The sequence below is a fragment of the Ferrovibrio sp. genome, assembly GCF_002796975.1.
Lineage (GTDB): Bacteria > Pseudomonadota > Alphaproteobacteria > Ferrovibrionales > Ferrovibrionaceae > Ferrovibrio.
This window is the reverse complement of sequence record NZ_PEKV01000015.1, coordinates 117,263-133,587: the sequence shown is the minus strand read 5'-3', so window position 1 is coordinate 133,587 and position 16,325 is coordinate 117,263. Positions and strand designations below refer to the sequence as shown.

At 62.3% G+C, this 16,325-nt stretch carries 17 protein-coding genes and 1 tRNA gene; 11 read left to right on the top strand and 7 right to left on the bottom strand.

The window, feature by feature from the left end:
• The first annotated feature begins 49 nt into the window (after positions 1 to 49).
• The gene (locus CTR53_RS17725; RefSeq protein ID WP_290816572.1) at positions 50 to 253 is read left to right on the top strand and encodes a hypothetical protein; all 204 of its coding nucleotides are present in this window, start codon (positions 50 to 52) and stop codon (positions 251 to 253) included.
• Positions 254 to 280: 27 nt separating this feature from the next.
• Here the strand turns inward: CTR53_RS17725 and CTR53_RS17720 are convergent.
• The 6 genes from CTR53_RS17720 to CTR53_RS17695 form a co-directional block, all read right to left on the bottom strand.
• Positions 281 to 370, bottom strand: a tRNA-Ser gene (locus CTR53_RS17720).
• Positions 371 to 434: 64 nt separating this feature from the next.
• Complete coding sequence (locus tag CTR53_RS17715) at positions 435 to 914, bottom strand: globin domain-containing protein (RefSeq protein ID WP_290816569.1); 480 nt, start codon at positions 912 to 914, stop codon at positions 435 to 437.
• Positions 915 to 919: 5 nt separating this feature from the next.
• A complete protein-coding gene (locus CTR53_RS17710; RefSeq protein ID WP_290816566.1) occupies positions 920 to 2,065 on the bottom strand; it encodes a helix-turn-helix transcriptional regulator in 1,146 nt (381 codons plus the stop codon).
• Positions 2,066 to 2,307: 242 nt separating this feature from the next.
• Positions 2,308 to 2,604, bottom strand: coding sequence for a hypothetical protein (locus CTR53_RS17705; protein WP_290816559.1), 297 nt, complete (start codon positions 2,602 to 2,604; stop codon positions 2,308 to 2,310).
• A gap of 110 nt (positions 2,605 to 2,714) precedes the next feature.
• Positions 2,715 to 3,530, bottom strand: a complete 816-nt coding sequence (locus tag CTR53_RS17700; RefSeq protein WP_290816556.1) for an MBL fold metallo-hydrolase — start codon at positions 3,528 to 3,530, stop codon at positions 2,715 to 2,717.
• A gap of 154 nt (positions 3,531 to 3,684) precedes the next feature.
• Positions 3,685 to 5,385: an MmgE/PrpD family protein gene (locus CTR53_RS17695; RefSeq protein WP_290816552.1), complete on the bottom strand. Its 1,701-nt coding sequence runs from the start codon at positions 5,383 to 5,385 to the stop codon at positions 3,685 to 3,687.
• 110 nt (positions 5,386 to 5,495) lie between these two features.
• Between CTR53_RS17695 and CTR53_RS17690 the strand changes: the two genes are divergently transcribed.
• From CTR53_RS17690 to CTR53_RS17645, 10 genes are all read left to right on the top strand, one after another.
• Positions 5,496 to 6,296, top strand: a complete 801-nt coding sequence (locus tag CTR53_RS17690; RefSeq protein WP_290816550.1) for a YdcF family protein — start codon at positions 5,496 to 5,498, stop codon at positions 6,294 to 6,296.
• Positions 6,297 to 6,384: 88 nt separating this feature from the next.
• The gene (locus tag CTR53_RS17685; protein WP_290816547.1) at positions 6,385 to 7,557 is read left to right on the top strand and encodes a lytic transglycosylase domain-containing protein; all 1,173 of its coding nucleotides are present in this window, start codon (positions 6,385 to 6,387) and stop codon (positions 7,555 to 7,557) included.
• A 112-nt stretch (positions 7,558 to 7,669) separates the two neighbouring features.
• Positions 7,670 to 8,656, top strand: coding sequence for a septal ring lytic transglycosylase RlpA family protein (locus CTR53_RS17680; RefSeq protein WP_290816544.1), 987 nt, complete (start codon positions 7,670 to 7,672; stop codon positions 8,654 to 8,656).
• The gene (locus CTR53_RS17675) at positions 8,634 to 9,815 is read left to right on the top strand and encodes a D-alanyl-D-alanine carboxypeptidase family protein (protein WP_290816540.1); all 1,182 of its coding nucleotides are present in this window, start codon (positions 8,634 to 8,636) and stop codon (positions 9,813 to 9,815) included. Before CTR53_RS17680 ends, CTR53_RS17675 begins: the two co-directional genes overlap by 23 nt.
• Positions 9,815 to 10,495, top strand: a complete 681-nt coding sequence (gene tmk / locus CTR53_RS17670) for a dTMP kinase (RefSeq protein WP_290816537.1) — start codon at positions 9,815 to 9,817, stop codon at positions 10,493 to 10,495. Before CTR53_RS17675 ends, tmk begins: the two co-directional genes overlap by 1 nt.
• Positions 10,492 to 11,628 carry a DNA polymerase III subunit delta' gene (locus tag CTR53_RS17665; RefSeq protein WP_290816534.1) on the top strand — a complete coding sequence of 379 codons (1,137 nt, stop codon included), beginning with the start codon at positions 10,492 to 10,494 and terminating at the stop codon, positions 11,626 to 11,628. Before tmk ends, CTR53_RS17665 begins: the two co-directional genes overlap by 4 nt.
• A gap of 51 nt (positions 11,629 to 11,679) precedes the next feature.
• The gene (locus tag CTR53_RS17660) at positions 11,680 to 12,414 is read left to right on the top strand and encodes a Crp/Fnr family transcriptional regulator (protein WP_290816531.1); all 735 of its coding nucleotides are present in this window, start codon (positions 11,680 to 11,682) and stop codon (positions 12,412 to 12,414) included.
• A 187-nt stretch (positions 12,415 to 12,601) separates the two neighbouring features.
• On the top strand, positions 12,602 to 13,576 hold the full coding sequence (locus tag CTR53_RS17655) for a tripartite tricarboxylate transporter substrate binding protein (protein WP_290816528.1): 975 nt from the start codon (positions 12,602 to 12,604) through the stop codon (positions 13,574 to 13,576).
• A 71-nt stretch (positions 13,577 to 13,647) separates the two neighbouring features.
• On the top strand, positions 13,648 to 14,118 hold the full coding sequence (locus CTR53_RS17650) for a tripartite tricarboxylate transporter TctB family protein (RefSeq protein WP_290816526.1): 471 nt from the start codon (positions 13,648 to 13,650) through the stop codon (positions 14,116 to 14,118).
• 9 nt (positions 14,119 to 14,127) lie between these two features.
• Positions 14,128 to 15,633, top strand: a complete 1,506-nt coding sequence (locus CTR53_RS17645) for a tripartite tricarboxylate transporter permease (protein ID WP_290816524.1) — start codon at positions 14,128 to 14,130, stop codon at positions 15,631 to 15,633.
• On the opposite strand, the gene CTR53_RS17640 is transcribed toward CTR53_RS17645, so the two are convergent.
• Positions 15,617 to 16,237 carry a ferric reductase-like transmembrane domain-containing protein gene (locus tag CTR53_RS17640; RefSeq protein ID WP_290816522.1) on the bottom strand — a complete coding sequence of 207 codons (621 nt, stop codon included), beginning with the start codon at positions 16,235 to 16,237 and terminating at the stop codon, positions 15,617 to 15,619. The genes CTR53_RS17645 and CTR53_RS17640 overlap by 17 nt on opposite strands.
• Positions 16,238 to 16,325 lie beyond the last annotated feature (88 nt).

The following is a 16,325-nucleotide window of genomic DNA, read 5'->3' as shown; positions in this document are numbered from 1 at the left end:
CGGCAGGCTTGAGCCAGCCTGGTCGGCATGGCCAGCCCGGAGGAGGGCGATGAACGACTTTCGTACCGACCGAGGACTGGAACCCGGCAAAACGGCAGGTCTGTTGTTCCGGTTTCATGGCCGCCGGGCGCTGCGGATTGCGGCAAGCCGGGCCAGCATGCTGGCCGAAGGCGGCGACCGCGACGGGGCACTCGAGTGGCTGCGCATTTCGGAAGCGGTGCGCGATATCCTGCAACGGGAAACCAAGCAGTAAGGATTGCTTCGTCGATCCTCGGCAGAATGGCGGACAGGGTGAGATTCGAACTCACGGTACCCGTAAAGGTACGGCGGTTTTCAAGACCGCTGCCTTAAACCACTCGGCCACCTGTCCCGCGGGCGGGTTTTAGCGCACCGGTCCGGCAGCGTCGAGAGGTCTGGCAGGGGACGGGCGTAGTTTACCGCTCGGCCGGGACACCGCCGCTCACCAGTGCTTCCACCAGATCGAATGCGGCGTTCCAGGCGAGCTGGATGGCGCTGTTCCGCTCGGTTTCCAGGATACGGTCGACCGCCCAGGCGAGCGCTGCGCGTGCCGTGCGGAAGCGAGGGTCGCTGGCGCCATAGGTGCCATGCCGGCGGGCGAAGGTGGCGGCGGTTTGTGCCAGGCTGGGCAGGTCGTCCAACTGCTGTACCACGTCGGTGAGGACGAGCATGAACTGCAGCCGCTGGGCCACCATATTCGAGACCAGCTGCGGTCGCTGGATATGCGGATCCAGGGCGACGGCGCGGGCGTAGAACATCTCGGTCAGGCGATCGCGGTCGGCAGCGAGAATCTGGAAAGTGGCTCGAACCAGGCCGAGATGCGCCGGGCTGAGCGGGGAGACGTCATTCGATGGCACCGCCGGTTCGATGAGCTGGGCGGCGAGAGCAGGGCGCATGATGTTTATACCTCGCGCCGCGCAAGGCGCATCAGGTCGAAATGACGGGTTGCGCCGATCTTGCGATACAGAGAGCGGCGCTGAACTTTCAGGGTGTTGACGCTGACATCGAAGCGCAGCGCGATATCCTTGAGCTGACTGCCTTCGACAAGTGCGGAGGCCAGTCGCATTTCCGCCTTGGTGAGTCTGTAGCCGGCCAGCACGTTTTCCGGCGTCGGGACCGCGCTGCGCAGCGGATCCGATATCTCGACGGCCGTCGCGATCTCGTTGTCCTCGAAATGCAGGCCGCGCCCGACAACCGGGAAAATCCACAATGCGTAGGGCGGCTGATTGCCGGTCCGGCGCACGACGGCCGCCCCTCCGGTTGCAGCATCCACGATATCCGGGCCGACCGAGATATCGGCCTGACTGCTGCGCGACAGCAACTGGTGCAGTCGCTGGTTGTCGCCCAGGTCGGCAGCCTGCAGATGATCCTGGACCAGTGCAAGGCCGTCATTGAGGCGGAGAATGCGTTCGGCTTCCTTGTTCATCGACACGACGCGGCCATGGCGATCCAGGCAAAGCAGTCCCTTGCCCTTGGAGTCGAGATACTGCTGGCTGACCTCCTCGTAGCGGCTCAGCCCCATGCAGTGCGAGCGGATACGAAAGGCGAGATTCAGATGCGGCAGGAAAGATTGCAGCGAATCGATATCGGCCTGATCGAACGGTGCGGTACGCGGCGACCGGTGCAGGGCGATATATGCGGCGCGGCCCTGTTCGAGTTTGAATACCGAGCCCAGCACATGGCGAATGCCGTAGCGTTTGAAAAAGTCGCAGTAGAATTCTGTTTTCTCGAATTCATGCGGCGGCATGACCTGATCGGCCGTCATGACGCGGCCGATATTCTCGCGCTTGAACAGGATGGGTCGTAGCGGGCTCACCTTGGCGTAACGATTGTGGTAGTCCTCGTACCAGCTCTGCTCGAAGGCCTGGCTGGTATACTGCACAATCGGCTTGCCGGTGCGCATATCGATCGTCGCGAGCGAGCAATTCACGGCATCGTAAGACGATGTCAGAATACGGAGCACATCTGCCCACCGGCCATATTCGATCGTGCCCGAGTATAAGTGCGCCAGCAGGCGGGACTGCTGGTCGATCGTGATCTGACTCATATTCGTGTCATCTCCACTGTACTGTCGCATCCACCGGGAAAATGGGCCGCAACGGACAGCGGCGGATGTGTAGTTCGTAAGACTGTTGAAGATCAGTAATATTCCATCGGGTTTGGCGTATTTCAGGTCTCATTATTGAACCCAGATACCCTTCTCCAGGAAAAACGCGCAGACAGGGGCGCTCGCGAAAGTATTCGCGTCAAATTCGCTTTCTTTTTCGAATACTTCAGAAGTGCTGCAAGCTACTTCTTCGCGGCGGCAGCTGCGGGCTTGCCCGACTGCTCGATCAGCTTTTCGAGTCGATCGACGGTCATTCGCAGCGTCGAAATCTTCATCATCAGTTCGCCGATGGCCTTTCGGTCCGTCGCCGTGGTGCGCTCCATTTCCGTAATGCGTGCGCCACGCCGCTGGATTTCCGACGCACTCCAGCGATAGGCCAGGGCCTGTCGCCGATGCGCGGCAATCAGTTGCAGAATAATAAAGGTCGTACCGGGAATCCCGATCAGCAAGAAAGCAAGAACCAGAAGAAACATACTCATGACGATCCATCCGCAGGTCGATGCTGCCTGTCTGGGAGACAGTCTCCGACAGGTAAGCATGGTTCGCCATAGTCCTGGAGGACTAGTGGAGGGTTATATGCGCCAATGGGTTAATGAGGGCCGGGGAGCACCAGCACGGATGGTTTTTTAGGAATTGTATTTCGCGAAATTAGTGTGGAGGAACCGTCATTCAGCCTGATTTCATGGCTTTCCCGCAGCCGGGCCAGGAATCGCTCCAGGGTGCTTTCGCTGAAATAGTGCATCGGTACCACCAGTGGGGCGGCGATCTGCGAAATCACCTCCTGCATGTCGAAGATGTTGAGGGTGAAGCCGCCATCGACCGGCACGAAGAGCACATCGATCCTGCCGATATCGGCCAGATGACCCGATGTCAGCTTGTGATGGAGGTGGCCGAGGTGGGCAAGGCAGAGATCGGCCACTTCAAAGATGAAGATCGAATTGCCGTCGAATTCCGTACCGTTGCCGTAGCTGCGGATATTGGTCGGCACATTGCGTACGCGCATGTCCTTGAACTGCACGTTATGGCGTGCCGGCTTGTCCTGGTACGACCAGCCGCGCAGCACATGGCGGATGCCAGGTTCGGGACTGTCGGTGTAGTGCGTGGTATGCGCGTAATTCATCGTCACGATATCGGGGCGTACGGCCGGCCGGATATAGTCGTTGTAGTCCGTGGCAGCGGTAACGCCCTGCGGCGTTTCGATCAGGAATGTGGCATGGCCGACGAAAGTGACCCGCACCGCGTTGGCAGGTACCGCAGTGGACTGGAAGTTCGCCGGCATCAATCGGGCAGAGCCGATGCGGTCGCGTTGCGCCACTGCCCCGAGGCAGGCGGCCAGCAACCGTTCCGGCGCCAGTGAAATCGCAATACCGAACAATCCGACAAGCAACACGGAACGACGCAGCATGGCGATCACCTCAGGATATGGGTGGCACAATCCATTTCTGTGGAACCGATGACGCAGTCTTCCGGTCGCCCTGTCGACGCTCGGGATTGACGATACTAGACGTTACGTGGCGTCCCGGGAAAGACAGAATCGGACGCCCACGCCGGCCGGCCGATCACTTTTTGCAAAGCGGCAGTTCGTAAATCAAAATCTGCTCTTGTAACCGCGCATAATACTTGAAGCCTTTCCACTTGTCTTTCTTGAGCCGCTCGACGATGTCGTAGGTACTCTTGCAGACTGCCTCGTTGGTCTGTAACGGCTTCATCGTTGCGACCGCAGAATCGGTTTCCCATTGCTGGGCCTGTGCGCGGTTCGGAAATATCCGCGACAATGCCGCGCGGCGCAGATCGACAGCGTTACGAATCCGATCGCCGTTTTCCTGGTCGAAAGCGTACCAGTCATTCAGGTAGGCTTGCCCGTTCGGATCGATCTGCGCGCAGCGACGCAGGATTTCGCGCAACTGGATTCCGGTGCGGACTTCGGCTTCGGCCTCGGCTTCCTTCTGGTTGAAGCAGGCTTTGTTGGCNNTGGCGTCCTCCGCCAGCGCGAGCATGGCGTCGATGAATTTCGCCGGCGCTGCTACGCCGCCATATTCCAGCAGCATGGCAGCCTTGGCGCGCATGGCGCTTTCATCCAGTGGATTTTCGGGATCGCCGTATGCATGCTCGCGGCTGGCGCTCAATTCCGATCCATCGTCGAGATAGACGGCAACCTCGGCACCCCAGGCCACCGGATAGCGCTGAACATAGGGCGCGATGGCGGCGATTTCCACGCGGGCCGCGGTTGCGGCGAGACGCTCGCGTGCCGCGACATCGAAGCTGGCGAAATCAATGCGGCCATCTGTCAGCGCTGCCGCCGCAGTATGTTGCAGCGAGAATTTCGCTTCGTATTCGCTGCGCGGCGCCACGCGGTCACAGACATCGAGAGCGGCCTGATAGGTGCCGACCTTGATCCGCTCGATTTTCCGGTTGCCGATCTTTGAACTGAGCGAAAGGCCGGCATCGATGGTGGGGTGCGTGTGGCGGCAACTCGGCCATGGCTTGATCGACGTCAGGCGCAATTGCCAGGGTGAATCGGGATCGGCCAACAGGCGCTCGGGATTAGGATCGGCGCAGGTCGCCTTGAAGAAGCCTTTCTCGCCTTCGAGGATCTGCGGCGGACCCGAGAAGCCGCGCGCGGCGAGATCGGCCGCGAGCAGGCCGGCTTCGGCCGCGCGTCCGGCATGCAGATGCTTGCTCATCGCGCCGGTTTCCAGGAACTGCCACAAGCCCGAAGACTGCGTGCCGGCATTGCCCAGTGCATGCGTCATCGCTGTGTGATCGAGGCCGAGAATGTCGCCGGCGGCGTAAGCAGAACCGAAGGGACCGCAGGTCGCTGTGTTATGCCAGATGCGGTAGTGCGCGGGGCCCACCGCCATGCCGACACGGCAACAGGCCTCGAAGCCGCGCAGCACGGCAGCCAGGAAGGCATGGCCACGCAGGTTGCGCCGTCGCGCCAGCACGTAGGCCGCCGGGACCACCACACAGCCGGGGTGCACTACCGAGGCGCGATGCAGATCATCCACTTCCAGGATATGTGTCAGGCCACCGAGCAGCATGGCCTCTCGGCCGGTGGTCAATGGTTCGGCATCGGCCCAGTCGAGCAGGATGGCGCCGGCAGCCGTTCTGCGGCCGGCCAGGGCATTGGCCAGCGCATCCAGCGTGAAGAGTGCAGCAGCCCGATAATCCTCAGGCCCGAGCGGCTTGGCGGCGATCAGCGCGGCAAGGTTGGCGGTGAGGGAAGCAGATGGCAGCGAAAGTGGGGTGAGGGCAGTCATAACCTTGAGTCTGCAGGGTGAACTGCGGTTGATTGATATTTAGCACCAGCCCCCGCAAAGTGACACCTCCGGTTCGTCAGAATCGCATTGTTCTGAAAGTGGCTCCCAGCATGCCCGGCCCATTTGTTGCCATTTTCTCCAGTCTTGGCAGCCTGATTTTTGCTTTGCTGCTGCTCGCATTGCCGTTGTCGTGGTGGCGTGCGACGCGGCGGCTCGGAATCATGCTGGGCACGACCATGCTGCTGCTGGTCGGGGTGATCGGCGTTCTGCCACTGCACGACTGGCTGCTGCGCCCCCTGGAAGAATATTTCCCCGTTCCCGAACTGCCTGCGAAGATCGACGGGGTGATCGTGCTGGGCGGCGCCGAGGAACCGGGGGTGATGGCGGCGCGCGGCTGGCCGGAGTTGAACAGCAATGCTGACCGGCTGATCGGTTTTGTCGCACTGGCGCGGCAATATCCCGAAGCCAGGCTGGTCTTCACCGGGGGGGCGGCAGTGCTGCGCGGGGATCGGGCGGTGAGTGAGGCTGACGTTGCGGCCGCCGTATTTGCCAAGCTTGGTCTTGACCCGGACCGGGTGACCTATGAACGGGCTTCCCGCAACACGGCTGAGAATGCCCGCCTGTCCCATGCCTTGATCCAGCCAAAGCCGGACGAGACCTGGATTCTGGTAACCTCCGCTCGGCATTTGCCCCGAGCCGTCAACACCTTCCATGCGGTGGGATGGCAGGTTATCCCCTATCCGGTCGATTTCCTGACTGGCAAACCGCAGGAATTCGAGTTTTCGCCTTTGCGGCGGCTCTCCGGGTTCAATTTCGTCGCTAAAGAAGTGCTCGGACTGCTTTGGTATCGGATCCAGGGTTGGACGTCCGATCTGCTCCCGGCGCGCAGGACGGCCGAAACAAAGCCGTGAGATATCACAGCGGGTGCTTGGCGAATCCGCGCACTTTGAGCTAACACATTGATGGATTTGGTATGAATTGTGGATTCGGAGGTTGAGGATGCGAAGCTTGCGGCTGGCGGTTGTCCTGCTTGGTTTCGGCCTGGTCGTGGCATGCGGCTGGCGTCCATCCGGCCAGCCCCGCGAAGGCGCGGCACCCTCGGCCGCTGCCGCGACGCCGACTGCTCCGGCGGTGGCGCCGGCCGCGGCCTCCACGCCGGCTGCAGCACCTGTTGCGCCGACCGCTACGCCGGGAGCGCCTGCCAGTGAGGCGGTAGCGCCGTTCAACCGCGCTGAATTCGACGCCTTCCTCGCCGAGGTGCGCAGCGAAGCACTCCAGAAGGGCATCAAGCAGGATGTCGTGGGCACAGCGCTGGCCGGTGTCGAGCCGGTCATGCGCATCATTGAGCGCGACCGGAACCAGGCCGAGTTCAAACTCAGCTTTGCCACCTATCGCGATCGCGTCATTACTTCGGCGAACGTGCAGCGCGGCCAGAAGCTGCGCGACGATCATCAGGTCCTGCTGCGCCAGGTGTCGCAGCGCTACGGCGTACAGCCGCGTTTCGTGCTGGCGATCTGGGGTATTGAAACCCGCTACGGCGCAGTGAAGGCGGATGTGCCGCTGATACATTCACTCGCCACACTGGCCTTTGATCGCCGCCGGTCCAGCTATTTCCGTAACGAACTGTTCTCCGCACTCACCATGCTGGATCGCGGCTATATCGATTTCCCGACCATGAAGGGGTCGTGGGCCGGCGCGATGGGCCAGCCGCAGTTTATGCCGAGCAGCTATCTGGCATATGCCGAGGATTTCGATGGCGACGGCAAACGCGACATCTGGGGCAATACCGGCGATGTCTTTGCCTCGATCGCCAATTATCTCGCCAAGCATGGCTGGAATACCTCGCAGACCTGGGGCCGCGAGGTACGGATTTCGGCCGACCTGCAGAAATCGCTGGGCAACTATCCGCGGGAAGGCCGCTCAGGGTGCCGGGCGATCGACCAGATGACCCGTGATCTGAATTTGGAGGAATGGAGCAAGCTCGGTGTGCGCCGTGCTGATGGCGGCGAATTGCCGAAGGCACAGCAGAGCGGCGCCCTGGTGCAGCCCGATGGGGCGGGCGGACCCACCTTCCTGGTTTATGGGAATTATCGCTCGATCCTCCGCTACAACTGCGCCCATCACTACGCTTTAACGGTCAGCCTGCTTGCCGATCGGCTGGGTGACGGGTAAAATACTCAACATCTAGGCCATGAATCGTCGTCGGCACGCCATCCCTTGCTCAAACCGGGGGGGTCGGGGGGACTCCCGAGCCACATGGCAGCCCCGTGTCCTGGCCTCTGTGGTGATCTTGCTGGGCCTGTCGGCCTGCGCCGAAGCTACCCTGCTGAACTATTCCGCCAAATCCGTGGTCCGCAGCGGTGAGCCGCCGAGCCAGCAGGCCATCGCCAAGGGCGGCATCTACAAGGTCGGCAATCCGTACCAGATCAACGGCGTCTGGTATTACCCGAAGGAAGACCCGAACTACGACGAGACCGGCATCGGCTCGTGGTATGGCGAGCAGTTCCACGGAAAGGCCACCGCCAACGGCGAAATCTTCGACATGAATGAGGTGACGGCGGCGCATCCGACATTGCCGATGCCGTCGCTGGTTCGCGTCACCAACCTTGAAAACGGTCGGACCATCGTGGTGCGCGTCAACGATCGTGGGCCATATGCGAATGGCCGCGTGATCGACCTGTCGCGCCGCAGCGCACAGTTGGTCGGTTATGAGCGCCAGGGTACGGCCAAAGTTCGCGTGCAGTATATCGGTCCTGCGCCCCTTGCCGGCGATACGGGCACGCAGATGGCGATGCGATCCGGCGTCGACGAGCGCCCGTCAGCAGCACCGCGCGGTGGGGTGTCGGCAGAAGCGCTGCCACCGCCTCCGGGTGTGCGCGGTCGCAGCGGCGATGTCGTTCGGCCGGCGCCGTCCCAGCCCTCGGCTATGGAAGTGCTCGCAGCACAGAATGCCCAGAGCCCGCAGCCGACCGGTGCGCCAGGTGAACTGATTACCAAAGCGGAGCTGAGCCATCAGACGCCGCAAGTCGGCCCGGCACGTGGCGGCCAGATTTATGTTCAGGTCGGCGCATTCACTCTGCATGAGAACGCGCATAAGCTGGCTGCCCAGATGTCGCTGCTTGGCCCGTCCAATGTCAGTTCGACCTTCGTCAACCGGCAGGAATTCTTCCGCGTCCGCCTCGGCCCCTTCAATCAGGTGACGCAGGCGGATCAGGTGTTGCAGCAAGCGATCAATAACGGACAGACCAATGCGCGTATCGTTGTGGAGTAAGTATGCCGTTGCCGCCATCGCGGCCCTGATCGCCGTTGCGGTTGCGCGGCCGGCAGTAGCTCAGCTCGGTCAGGTCGAGACACAGGCCCGTCAGATGATCCTGATGGACTACGACACCGGCACGGTGATTTTCGAGAAGAATGCCGACGAACTGATGCCGCCGTCGTCGATGTCCAAGCTGATGACCGCCTACATGGTCTACGAGCAGATCGAGGCTGGCAAGCTGCGTCTGGACGATATGCTGCCGGTCAGCGAGAAAGCCTGGCGGATTCAAGGTTCGAAGATGTTCGTACCGCTGGGCGGTCGCGTTAAGGTGGAGGATCTGCTGCGTGGCGTAATCGTCCAGTCGGGCAACGATGCATGCATCGTTCTGGCCGAAGGTATCGCAGGCACCGAGGAGCGCTTCGCCGAGATGATGACCGAGCGGGCAAGGCAGCTCGGCCTGACGAACAGCACCTTCCGCAATGCCTCGGGCTGGCCGGATCCGCAGCATCTGATGACGGCCCGCGACCTTGCGTCGCTTGCCAAACTGCTCATCTCGCGTTTCCCGCAGCACTATCATTTCTATTCGGAGAAGGAATTCACCTACGGCGTCGATCAGGTGACCAAGAAGCCGATTACCCAGGGCAACCGCAATCCATTGCTCTACAAGGATATCGGCGCCGATGGCCTGAAGACCGGCCATACCGAAGCTGCGGGCTACGGCCTGACGGCGTCGGTCAAGCGCGGCGACCGCCGCCTGATCCTGGTCTTCAACGGCCTGAAGAGCATGAACGAGCGTTCGCGCGAAGCCGAACGCCTGATTGAACTCGGCTTCAGCCAGTTCGAGAACTACAAGCTGTTCAGTGCCCGTGCGGTGGTGGACGAGGCCGATGTCTGGCTTGGTAACATGGCGCGCGTGCCGCTGGTGATCGACCGCAACCTGGCAATGACCTTGCCGCGCCAGTCACGGGGCAACTTCAAGGTTACAGTCTCTTACGACAATCCGATCCCGGCGCCGATCGCCAAGGGCACGCCGGTTGCCAAGCTGACGGTGATGAACCGTGACACTGTCGTAAGCGAAGTGCCGTTGCTGGCCGGGGCCGATGTGCAGCAGCTTGGTTTTACCGGGCGTATCAGCGCGGCGATCAGCTATCTGCTCTGGGGCGCGAAGAAGTAGTGACCGCCCAGGATGGTCGATTGGGGCGCGGTCATTTCATCACGTTGGAAGGCGGCGAGGGCGCCGGCAAATCCACACAGGTAAAACGGCTTGCTGCGGCCTTGTCTGCGCGGGGCATCGAAGTTGTGCAGACCCGCGAACCGGGCGGTACGCCGGGTGCCGAAGACATCCGCACATTGCTGGTCACTGGCGATCTCGGTCGCTGGGATGCGATGACCGAAACCCTGCTGCATTACGCCGCCCGTCGCGCCCATGTCGAGAAAACCGTCAAACCGGCATTGGCGCGCGGCATCTGGGTGATCTCGGATCGCTTTGCCGATTCCACGATGGCGTATCAGGGCTATGCCGGTTCGGTCGGTCGCGAGGCGGTAGCAGCACTGCATAAGCTGGTGCTGGGCGATTTCGCGCCTGACCTGACCCTGGTGCTCGACCTGCCGGTGGAAACCGGTCTAGCCCGCGCCAAAGCCCGCATGACCGGCACCGGCCAGGCCCCAGGGCAGATAGAAGACCGCTACGAGCGGATGGGGCTGGCCTTCCATGAAAGCCTGAGGGCGGCCTTCCACGAGATCGCCAGGCGCGAGCCGGAACGCTGCCGATTGATCGATGCCGATGGGAATCCCGATCAGGTTGCTGCCGCGCTCTGGCAGGCCGTGGCGACGCGCTTTAATCTGCCGGCATGAGCGAATTCGATCCGCAGGAGGCTGCCACCTGGGCGCCGCGGCATAATGCTGCGCTGTTCGGGCACGAGGCGGCAGAGCAGGCGTTGCTGGAGGCCTGGGCCTCGGGCCGGCTGCCGCATGCCTGGATGATCACCGGCCCGCGCGGCGTCGGTAAATCTACCCTGGCGTTTCGTTTCGCGCGTTTCTTGCTCAAACATGGCCCGGCCTCTGCTGCCGATGAAGGGCCCAGCCTGTTCGGTGACGCGCCGGTGTTGCCCAAGTCGCTGGATGTGTCAGAGGAAGACCCGGTCTTCGCCCGCGTTGCCAATGCCGGTCATGCCGACCTGATCGCGGTCGAGCGCAGCTGGGACGACAAGGCTGATCGCTTCCGCGGCGATATCGTGGTGCAGGATGTGCGCGCGGTGATCGACCGCTTCGGCAAGACTGCGGCCGAAGGCGGCTATCGCGTCTGCATCGTCGATGCGGCCGACGATATGAACGTGAATGCCGCCAATGCGCTGCTGAAGATCCTGGAAGAGCCGCCGGCCAATGCCGTGCTGCTGTTGATCAGCCATGCGCCGGGCAGCCTGCTGCCGACCATCCGCTCGCGCTGCCGCAGGCTGGCGCTGAAGCCGCTGGATGATGCCGCGATGCAGCCTACGCTCGACCGCTTGCTGCCCGATCTGGATACGGCCGAGCGGCGCGGTCTCACCGTGCTGGCGGAGGGTTCGCCCGGCCGGGCCGTCGTGCTGGCCTCGCAGGGCGGGCTGAAACTGCTGCATGGCCTGCTTGATATGGTGAGCCAGCTGCCCAAGCCCGACATGATCAAGCTGCATGCGTTCGGTGATGTGCTGGCGCGCGACCGCAGCGGTGCCGGTTTCCAGCTGATGACCGAACTGTTCCGCTGGTGGCTCGCCCGTCTGGTGCGGGCTGCCGCCGCGGGTCGAATCGGCGGGGCCGGCTGGGCCGAAATCTTCCCGGGCGAAACCGCGCTGGCCCAGCGCCTGTCGCAATGGCAGGCGCCGGCCCGCTGGGCCGAGGACTGGGAACAGTTCGGTCGCTTGCTCGACCGCGGGGAATCGGTCAATCTTGATCGCAAGCAGATGCTGCTGAACCTGTTTGCCGCCCTCGGGCGGTCGGCTGCGACACGCTGACATCGAATATCGCTGACATCGAATGTCATAGGGATCGGGTAGGGGGATTTCATGGCCAAGGCAGCCGTTGGCGCCGCCGCGCCTGACAGTCTGGAAAAAATCGACCTGCTGAGCGACCTCAGCCCGGCCGCTCGTGCCGACGTCGAACGTGCCTGCCAGTGGCGCCGCTTTGCCGCCCATGAGCAGATCCTGGACCGCAACAGCGACAGCCGCGATGTCTATTTCGTTGTCGACGGCACGGTGGAAGTGGTGAACTTCTCCGGTAACGGCCGCGAGATTTCCTATGCGCTGGTTTCGGCCGGCAGCTATTTCGGCGAGATCGCCGCCATCGACGGCGAACGCCGCTCGGCCAGCGTCGTGGCGCAGACCGCCTGCCGGTTGGCTGCCCTGCCGCCAAAGGCCTTCGAGGGACTGGTGGCGCGTGAGCCGGCGGTCGGCCTGAAGGTGATGAAGCGGCTCACCAACATCATCCGCGCCAACAATGAGCGCATCATGGATCTTGCCACGCTGGGCGCGATCCAGCGTGTCTATCGCGAGCTGCTCAAGCTGGCGCGCAAGGATCCGCTGAACAACGATGGCTGGATGATCTATCCCATGCCCAAGCAGCATGAGATCGCACGCCGCGCCGCCACCACGCGCGAGACGGTCGCCCGCGTGCTCGCCAATCTGCTGCACGGCGGGCAGGTGACGCGCAAGGACAAGACCTACTACCTGACCGACCGCGCGGCCCTGGAACAGGCCATCGTGCGGCTTGATGTGCGCCAGGGCAGCCACGGTCTGGCCTGACCCGTCACTTCTCGATACCTGTCACTCCGCGATACGAGTGTGCACCGCACTAAAGTGCGGTGCACAGCCTCTCGTTTCACGTTGCTCTGACATATCAGATGGGAGATAGTACGCCCATGGTGTAACGGCGCGCGGTTGAGAAGACGCGCTGGCATCGAGGAAACGTCAATCAGCAGGAGGGATTTCCATGCGTGGGTTCAAGGCGCTTGTTACGAGCTTGGTCGCAGGTGCGGCGCTGCTTACCGCTGCCGGTGCGCAGGCAGCTTTTCCGGATCGTCCGATCACCATGATCGTGCCGTGGGGCGCCGGCGGCGGTACCGATGCCACTGCGCGCATCATCGCCAGCCTGATGGAAAAGGAACTGAAGCAGCCGGTGAATGTGGTGAACCGTACTGGCGGCAGCGGCGTGGTCGGCCATTCCGCCATCGCCCAGGCGCCGGCCGACGGCTACACGATCGGTATGATCACGGTCGAAATCGCCATGATGCACTGGCAGGGTCTCACTGAACTGAACCCGACCTCCTATACGCCGATTGCGCTGGTGAATGCCGATCCGGCCGGCGTGCAGGTGGCGGCCGATGCACCCTATAAGAACGTGAAGGAGCTGCTGGCCGCCGTGAAGGCTGGTGGTCCCGGCAAGTTCAAGGCCAGCGGCACTGGCCAGGGCGGCATCTGGCATCTCGCCATTGCCGGCCTGCTGAAGGATCAGGGCATCGATCCGGCCAATGTGGCCTGGGTGCCCAGCAATGGCGCGGCGCCTGGTCTGCAGGACATGATCGCCGGCGGCGTGCAGATCGCGCCGGTATCGCTGCCCGAGGCGCGTGCGCTGATTGAGGCGGGCAAGGTGAAGAGCCTCGCCGTGATGGACGCCAAGCCATCGGCGCTGTTCCCCAAGGTGCCGACGCTGAAGTCGGAAACCGGCAGCGACTGGACCATGGCAGCCTGGCGCGGTATCGCCGCCCCGAAGGGCCTGCCGAAGGATGTCGCCGACAAGCTGACCGCCGTCGTCAAGAAGGTCTATGACAGCAAGGAATATCAGGACTTCATGGCGCAGCGCGGCTTCGGCATCGTCTGGGCTGGCCCGGCTGACTATGCCAAGTTCATGGCCAAGTCGGATTCCGACATGGGCACCGTCATGAAGGCCGTCGGTATCGCCAAATAAGCCGTCATTCGCAGTAAAAGCCGGCGCGGTCCCGAGCCGCGCCGGCGCTTTCTTTTCTGCAGGTTGGTGCCATGCGAATTCATGATGCTTTGAGCGGGCTGCTGCTCGCACTTCTGGCGGTCGCCATTCTTGTCACGGTCAGCCAGTATCCGCCCATTCCGGGTCAGAATGTCGGCCCCTCGGCCTTTCCCGGGGTGGTCGCGATCCTGCTGCTCGGCTGCTCGCTGCTGCTGATCTGGCGCGGCATCCGCGGCGAACGCATGCCACTGGTCGTCATGGGTGCCTGGACGCGCTCTACGCGGCATGCGATCAATTTCCTGCTCGTGATCGCATCGCTGCTGTTCTACATCTTCTGCTCAGAATTCTTCGGATTCATCATCACCGGCACGCTGATCCTTGCGATCTTGTTCTACGTGCTCGGCGTTCGGCCGGTCCTGATCCTGCCGGTTGCGATCGTCTCCACCCTGGTGATCCATCTCATCTTTTACAAATTCCTGCGCGTGCCGCTGCCCTGGGGGCTGCTGCAGGGTCTGCATTGGTAGGAGCCGACTATGGATCTGCTGACCCTTACTGCTGCTGCCACGAAGCTTGTCTTCGATCCCTATGTTCTGCTGGTGATGGTCGGTTCGGCGGCCTTCGGGCTGTTCGTCGGCGCCATTCCCGGCCTGACCGCCACCATGGCGACTGCACTGCTGGTGCCGATCACCTTCTTCATGCCGCCAGTGCCGGCAGTGGCGGCCATCGTCACTGCCACCGCTATGGCGATCTTCTCTGGCGACATTCCCGGCGCGCTGCTGCGTATTCCCGGCACGCCAGCTTCAGCAGCCTATACCGACGAAGCCTATCAGATGACGCTGAAAGGGCAGTCCGAACTGGCTTTGGGTGCTGGCCTGGTCTTTTCCGCCATTGGTGGCCTGTTCGGCACCGCGGTGCTGATCGCCGCTGCGCCGGCGCTGGCCGAGATCGCGCTGAAATTCTCTTCCTTTGAGTATTTCTGGCTGGTGATCCTGGGGCTTTCGGCTGCGGTCTTCATCGGTAGCAACAGTGTGCTGAAGGCGGTGATCTCACTGCTGATTGGCCTGCTGGTCGCCAGTGTCGGTCTCGACAATCCAGGCGGTTACCCGCGCTTCACCTTCGGCAATACCGAGTTGATGGGCGGCATCAGCATGATCCCGATGATGGTCGGCATGTTCGCCATCTCGGAAATCCTGCGCTTCGTCGTGAATATAGATCCGCCGGCGCGCGTCCTCGTCCAGCGGCTGGGCAATGTCTTTGCCGGCATGTGGGCGCTGACGAAAAAATATCCAGTGCAGATTCTGCGCGGCAGTGTGCTGGGGACAGCGGTCGGGATCATGCCGGGGGCGGGTGCAGATATGGCCTCCTGGATGTCCTACGCCTTGAGCAAGAAATTCTCCAAGGAGTCCGAGAAGTTCGGCACCGGGCATGTCGAGGGCATTGTCGAATCGGGTGCCGCAAACAACAGCGCGCTGGGCGGTGCCTGGATTCCCGCGATGGTTTTCGGCATTCCCGGCGACAGTATCACCGCCATCGCCATCGGGGTGCTGTATCTGAAAGGCCTCAACCCCGGTCCGACATTGTTCCTCAATCATCCGGAAAACGTCTACGCCATCTTCCTGGTCTTTATCGTCGCCAATATCATCATGATCCCACTGGGCTGGATGACAATCCGGTTGGCCACCAACATCCTGCGCGTGCCGGGCAATATCCTGATGCCGATTATCCTGCTGTTCTGTGCGGTGGGCGCCTTCGCCATCAACAACACGGTCTTCGGCGTTACTATCACGCTGATCTTCGGCCTGCTCGCCTATGTGATGGAGGAGAATGGATTCCCGGTAGCGCCAGCCATTCTCGGTGTCGTACTGGGCACCATGCTGGAGGAAAATTTTGTCACCTCTATGATCAAGGCAGACGGAAATCCTCTGGTCTTTTTTGAACGGCCGATCGCAGCTGGCCTCGGCGCCCTGACCTGTGTGATCCTGTTCTGGCCGCTGGCTTCCTGGCTGGTGCGTCGGCTGCGGACTAGGCCGGCATACTAGCCATGCGCGCCGCCCGGCGGCGCTGCCACCGGTCGAACAGGCGGAGCACGATCACCGTCAGTGTGAGTGTGACCGCCAGCCAATAGACGGGCATATCGGGCGTGCGCTTGGCATTGGTGATCACAAACGAGATGGCGATATACCAGCTGCCGCACCAGTGCAGGGCCCGCCAGTTGCGCACCCCCAGCCAGCGCACCGCGCCATCAAACGACGTGGCGGCCATGGCGAGGATGAACAGATAAGCCAGTCCGCCGGTGATGAGAGTCCCCATGCCGGTCATGCTGTTGAACAGTGCCGGATCGGTGACGGCAAAAGCGATGATCGCCATCGCATGCAGGATATGTGAGGCAGCGAAAGAGACGCCGAGATAGCGCCGGTTGCGGTGCAGCCAGCGCGTCACGTCGTTCGGCTGCAGGCGGACCAGGGCGGAGGCGGCGAAGACAGGCAGGAACAACAACAGCGAAGTTCGTGCGGTGGCGCGGATCGCCACCCGGATTCCGTCTACGGAGAAATCATGCGACCCGATGATGCCCAGCGTCATCAGCGACAACAACAGCGCCATCAGCGCCGTCAGTCGCCAGCCATGCAACCAGTGTGTCGTCATTGTGTTGCCCTCCTGCAGGACCGCGGTGATCCTTCCGCTTTTGCGTGAGGCGCGGCAAGTGATGGTCGTTACAGCTTCCGGCGGAAGC

Bases quoted from the DNA above. Each gene is read 5' to 3' on its own strand.
- CTR53_RS17645 (WP_290816524.1), top strand. From the start codon at position 14,128: ATGGATCTGCTGACCCTTACTGCTGCTGCCACGAAGCTTGTCTTCGAT.
- CTR53_RS17675 (WP_290816540.1), top strand. From the start codon at position 8,634: ATGCGCGTATCGTTGTGGAGTAAGTATGCCGTTGCCGCCATCGCGGCC.
- CTR53_RS17665 (WP_290816534.1), top strand. From the start codon at position 10,492: ATGAGCGAATTCGATCCGCAGGAGGCTGCCACCTGGGCGCCGCGGCAT.
- CTR53_RS17725 (WP_290816572.1), top strand. From the start codon at position 50: ATGAACGACTTTCGTACCGACCGAGGACTGGAACCCGGCAAAACGGCA.
- CTR53_RS17710 (WP_290816566.1), bottom strand. From the start codon at position 2,065: ATGAGTCAGATCACGATCGACCAGCAGTCCCGCCTGCTGGCGCACTTA.
- CTR53_RS17690 (WP_290816550.1), top strand. From the start codon at position 5,496: ATGCCCGGCCCATTTGTTGCCATTTTCTCCAGTCTTGGCAGCCTGATT.
- CTR53_RS17655 (WP_290816528.1), top strand. From the start codon at position 12,602: ATGCGTGGGTTCAAGGCGCTTGTTACGAGCTTGGTCGCAGGTGCGGCG.
- CTR53_RS17715 (WP_290816569.1), bottom strand. From the start codon at position 914: ATGCGCCCTGCTCTCGCCGCCCAGCTCATCGAACCGGCGGTGCCATCG.
- CTR53_RS17660 (WP_290816531.1), top strand. From the start codon at position 11,680: ATGGCCAAGGCAGCCGTTGGCGCCGCCGCGCCTGACAGTCTGGAAAAA.
- CTR53_RS17705 (WP_290816559.1), bottom strand. From the start codon at position 2,604: ATGAGTATGTTTCTTCTGGTTCTTGCTTTCTTGCTGATCGGGATTCCC.
- CTR53_RS17650 (WP_290816526.1), top strand. From the start codon at position 13,648: ATGCGAATTCATGATGCTTTGAGCGGGCTGCTGCTCGCACTTCTGGCG.
- CTR53_RS17700 (WP_290816556.1), bottom strand. From the start codon at position 3,530: ATGCTGCGTCGTTCCGTGTTGCTTGTCGGATTGTTCGGTATTGCGATT.
- CTR53_RS17685 (WP_290816547.1), top strand. From the start codon at position 6,385: ATGCGAAGCTTGCGGCTGGCGGTTGTCCTGCTTGGTTTCGGCCTGGTC.
- CTR53_RS17640 (WP_290816522.1), bottom strand. From the start codon at position 16,237: ATGACGACACACTGGTTGCATGGCTGGCGACTGACGGCGCTGATGGCG.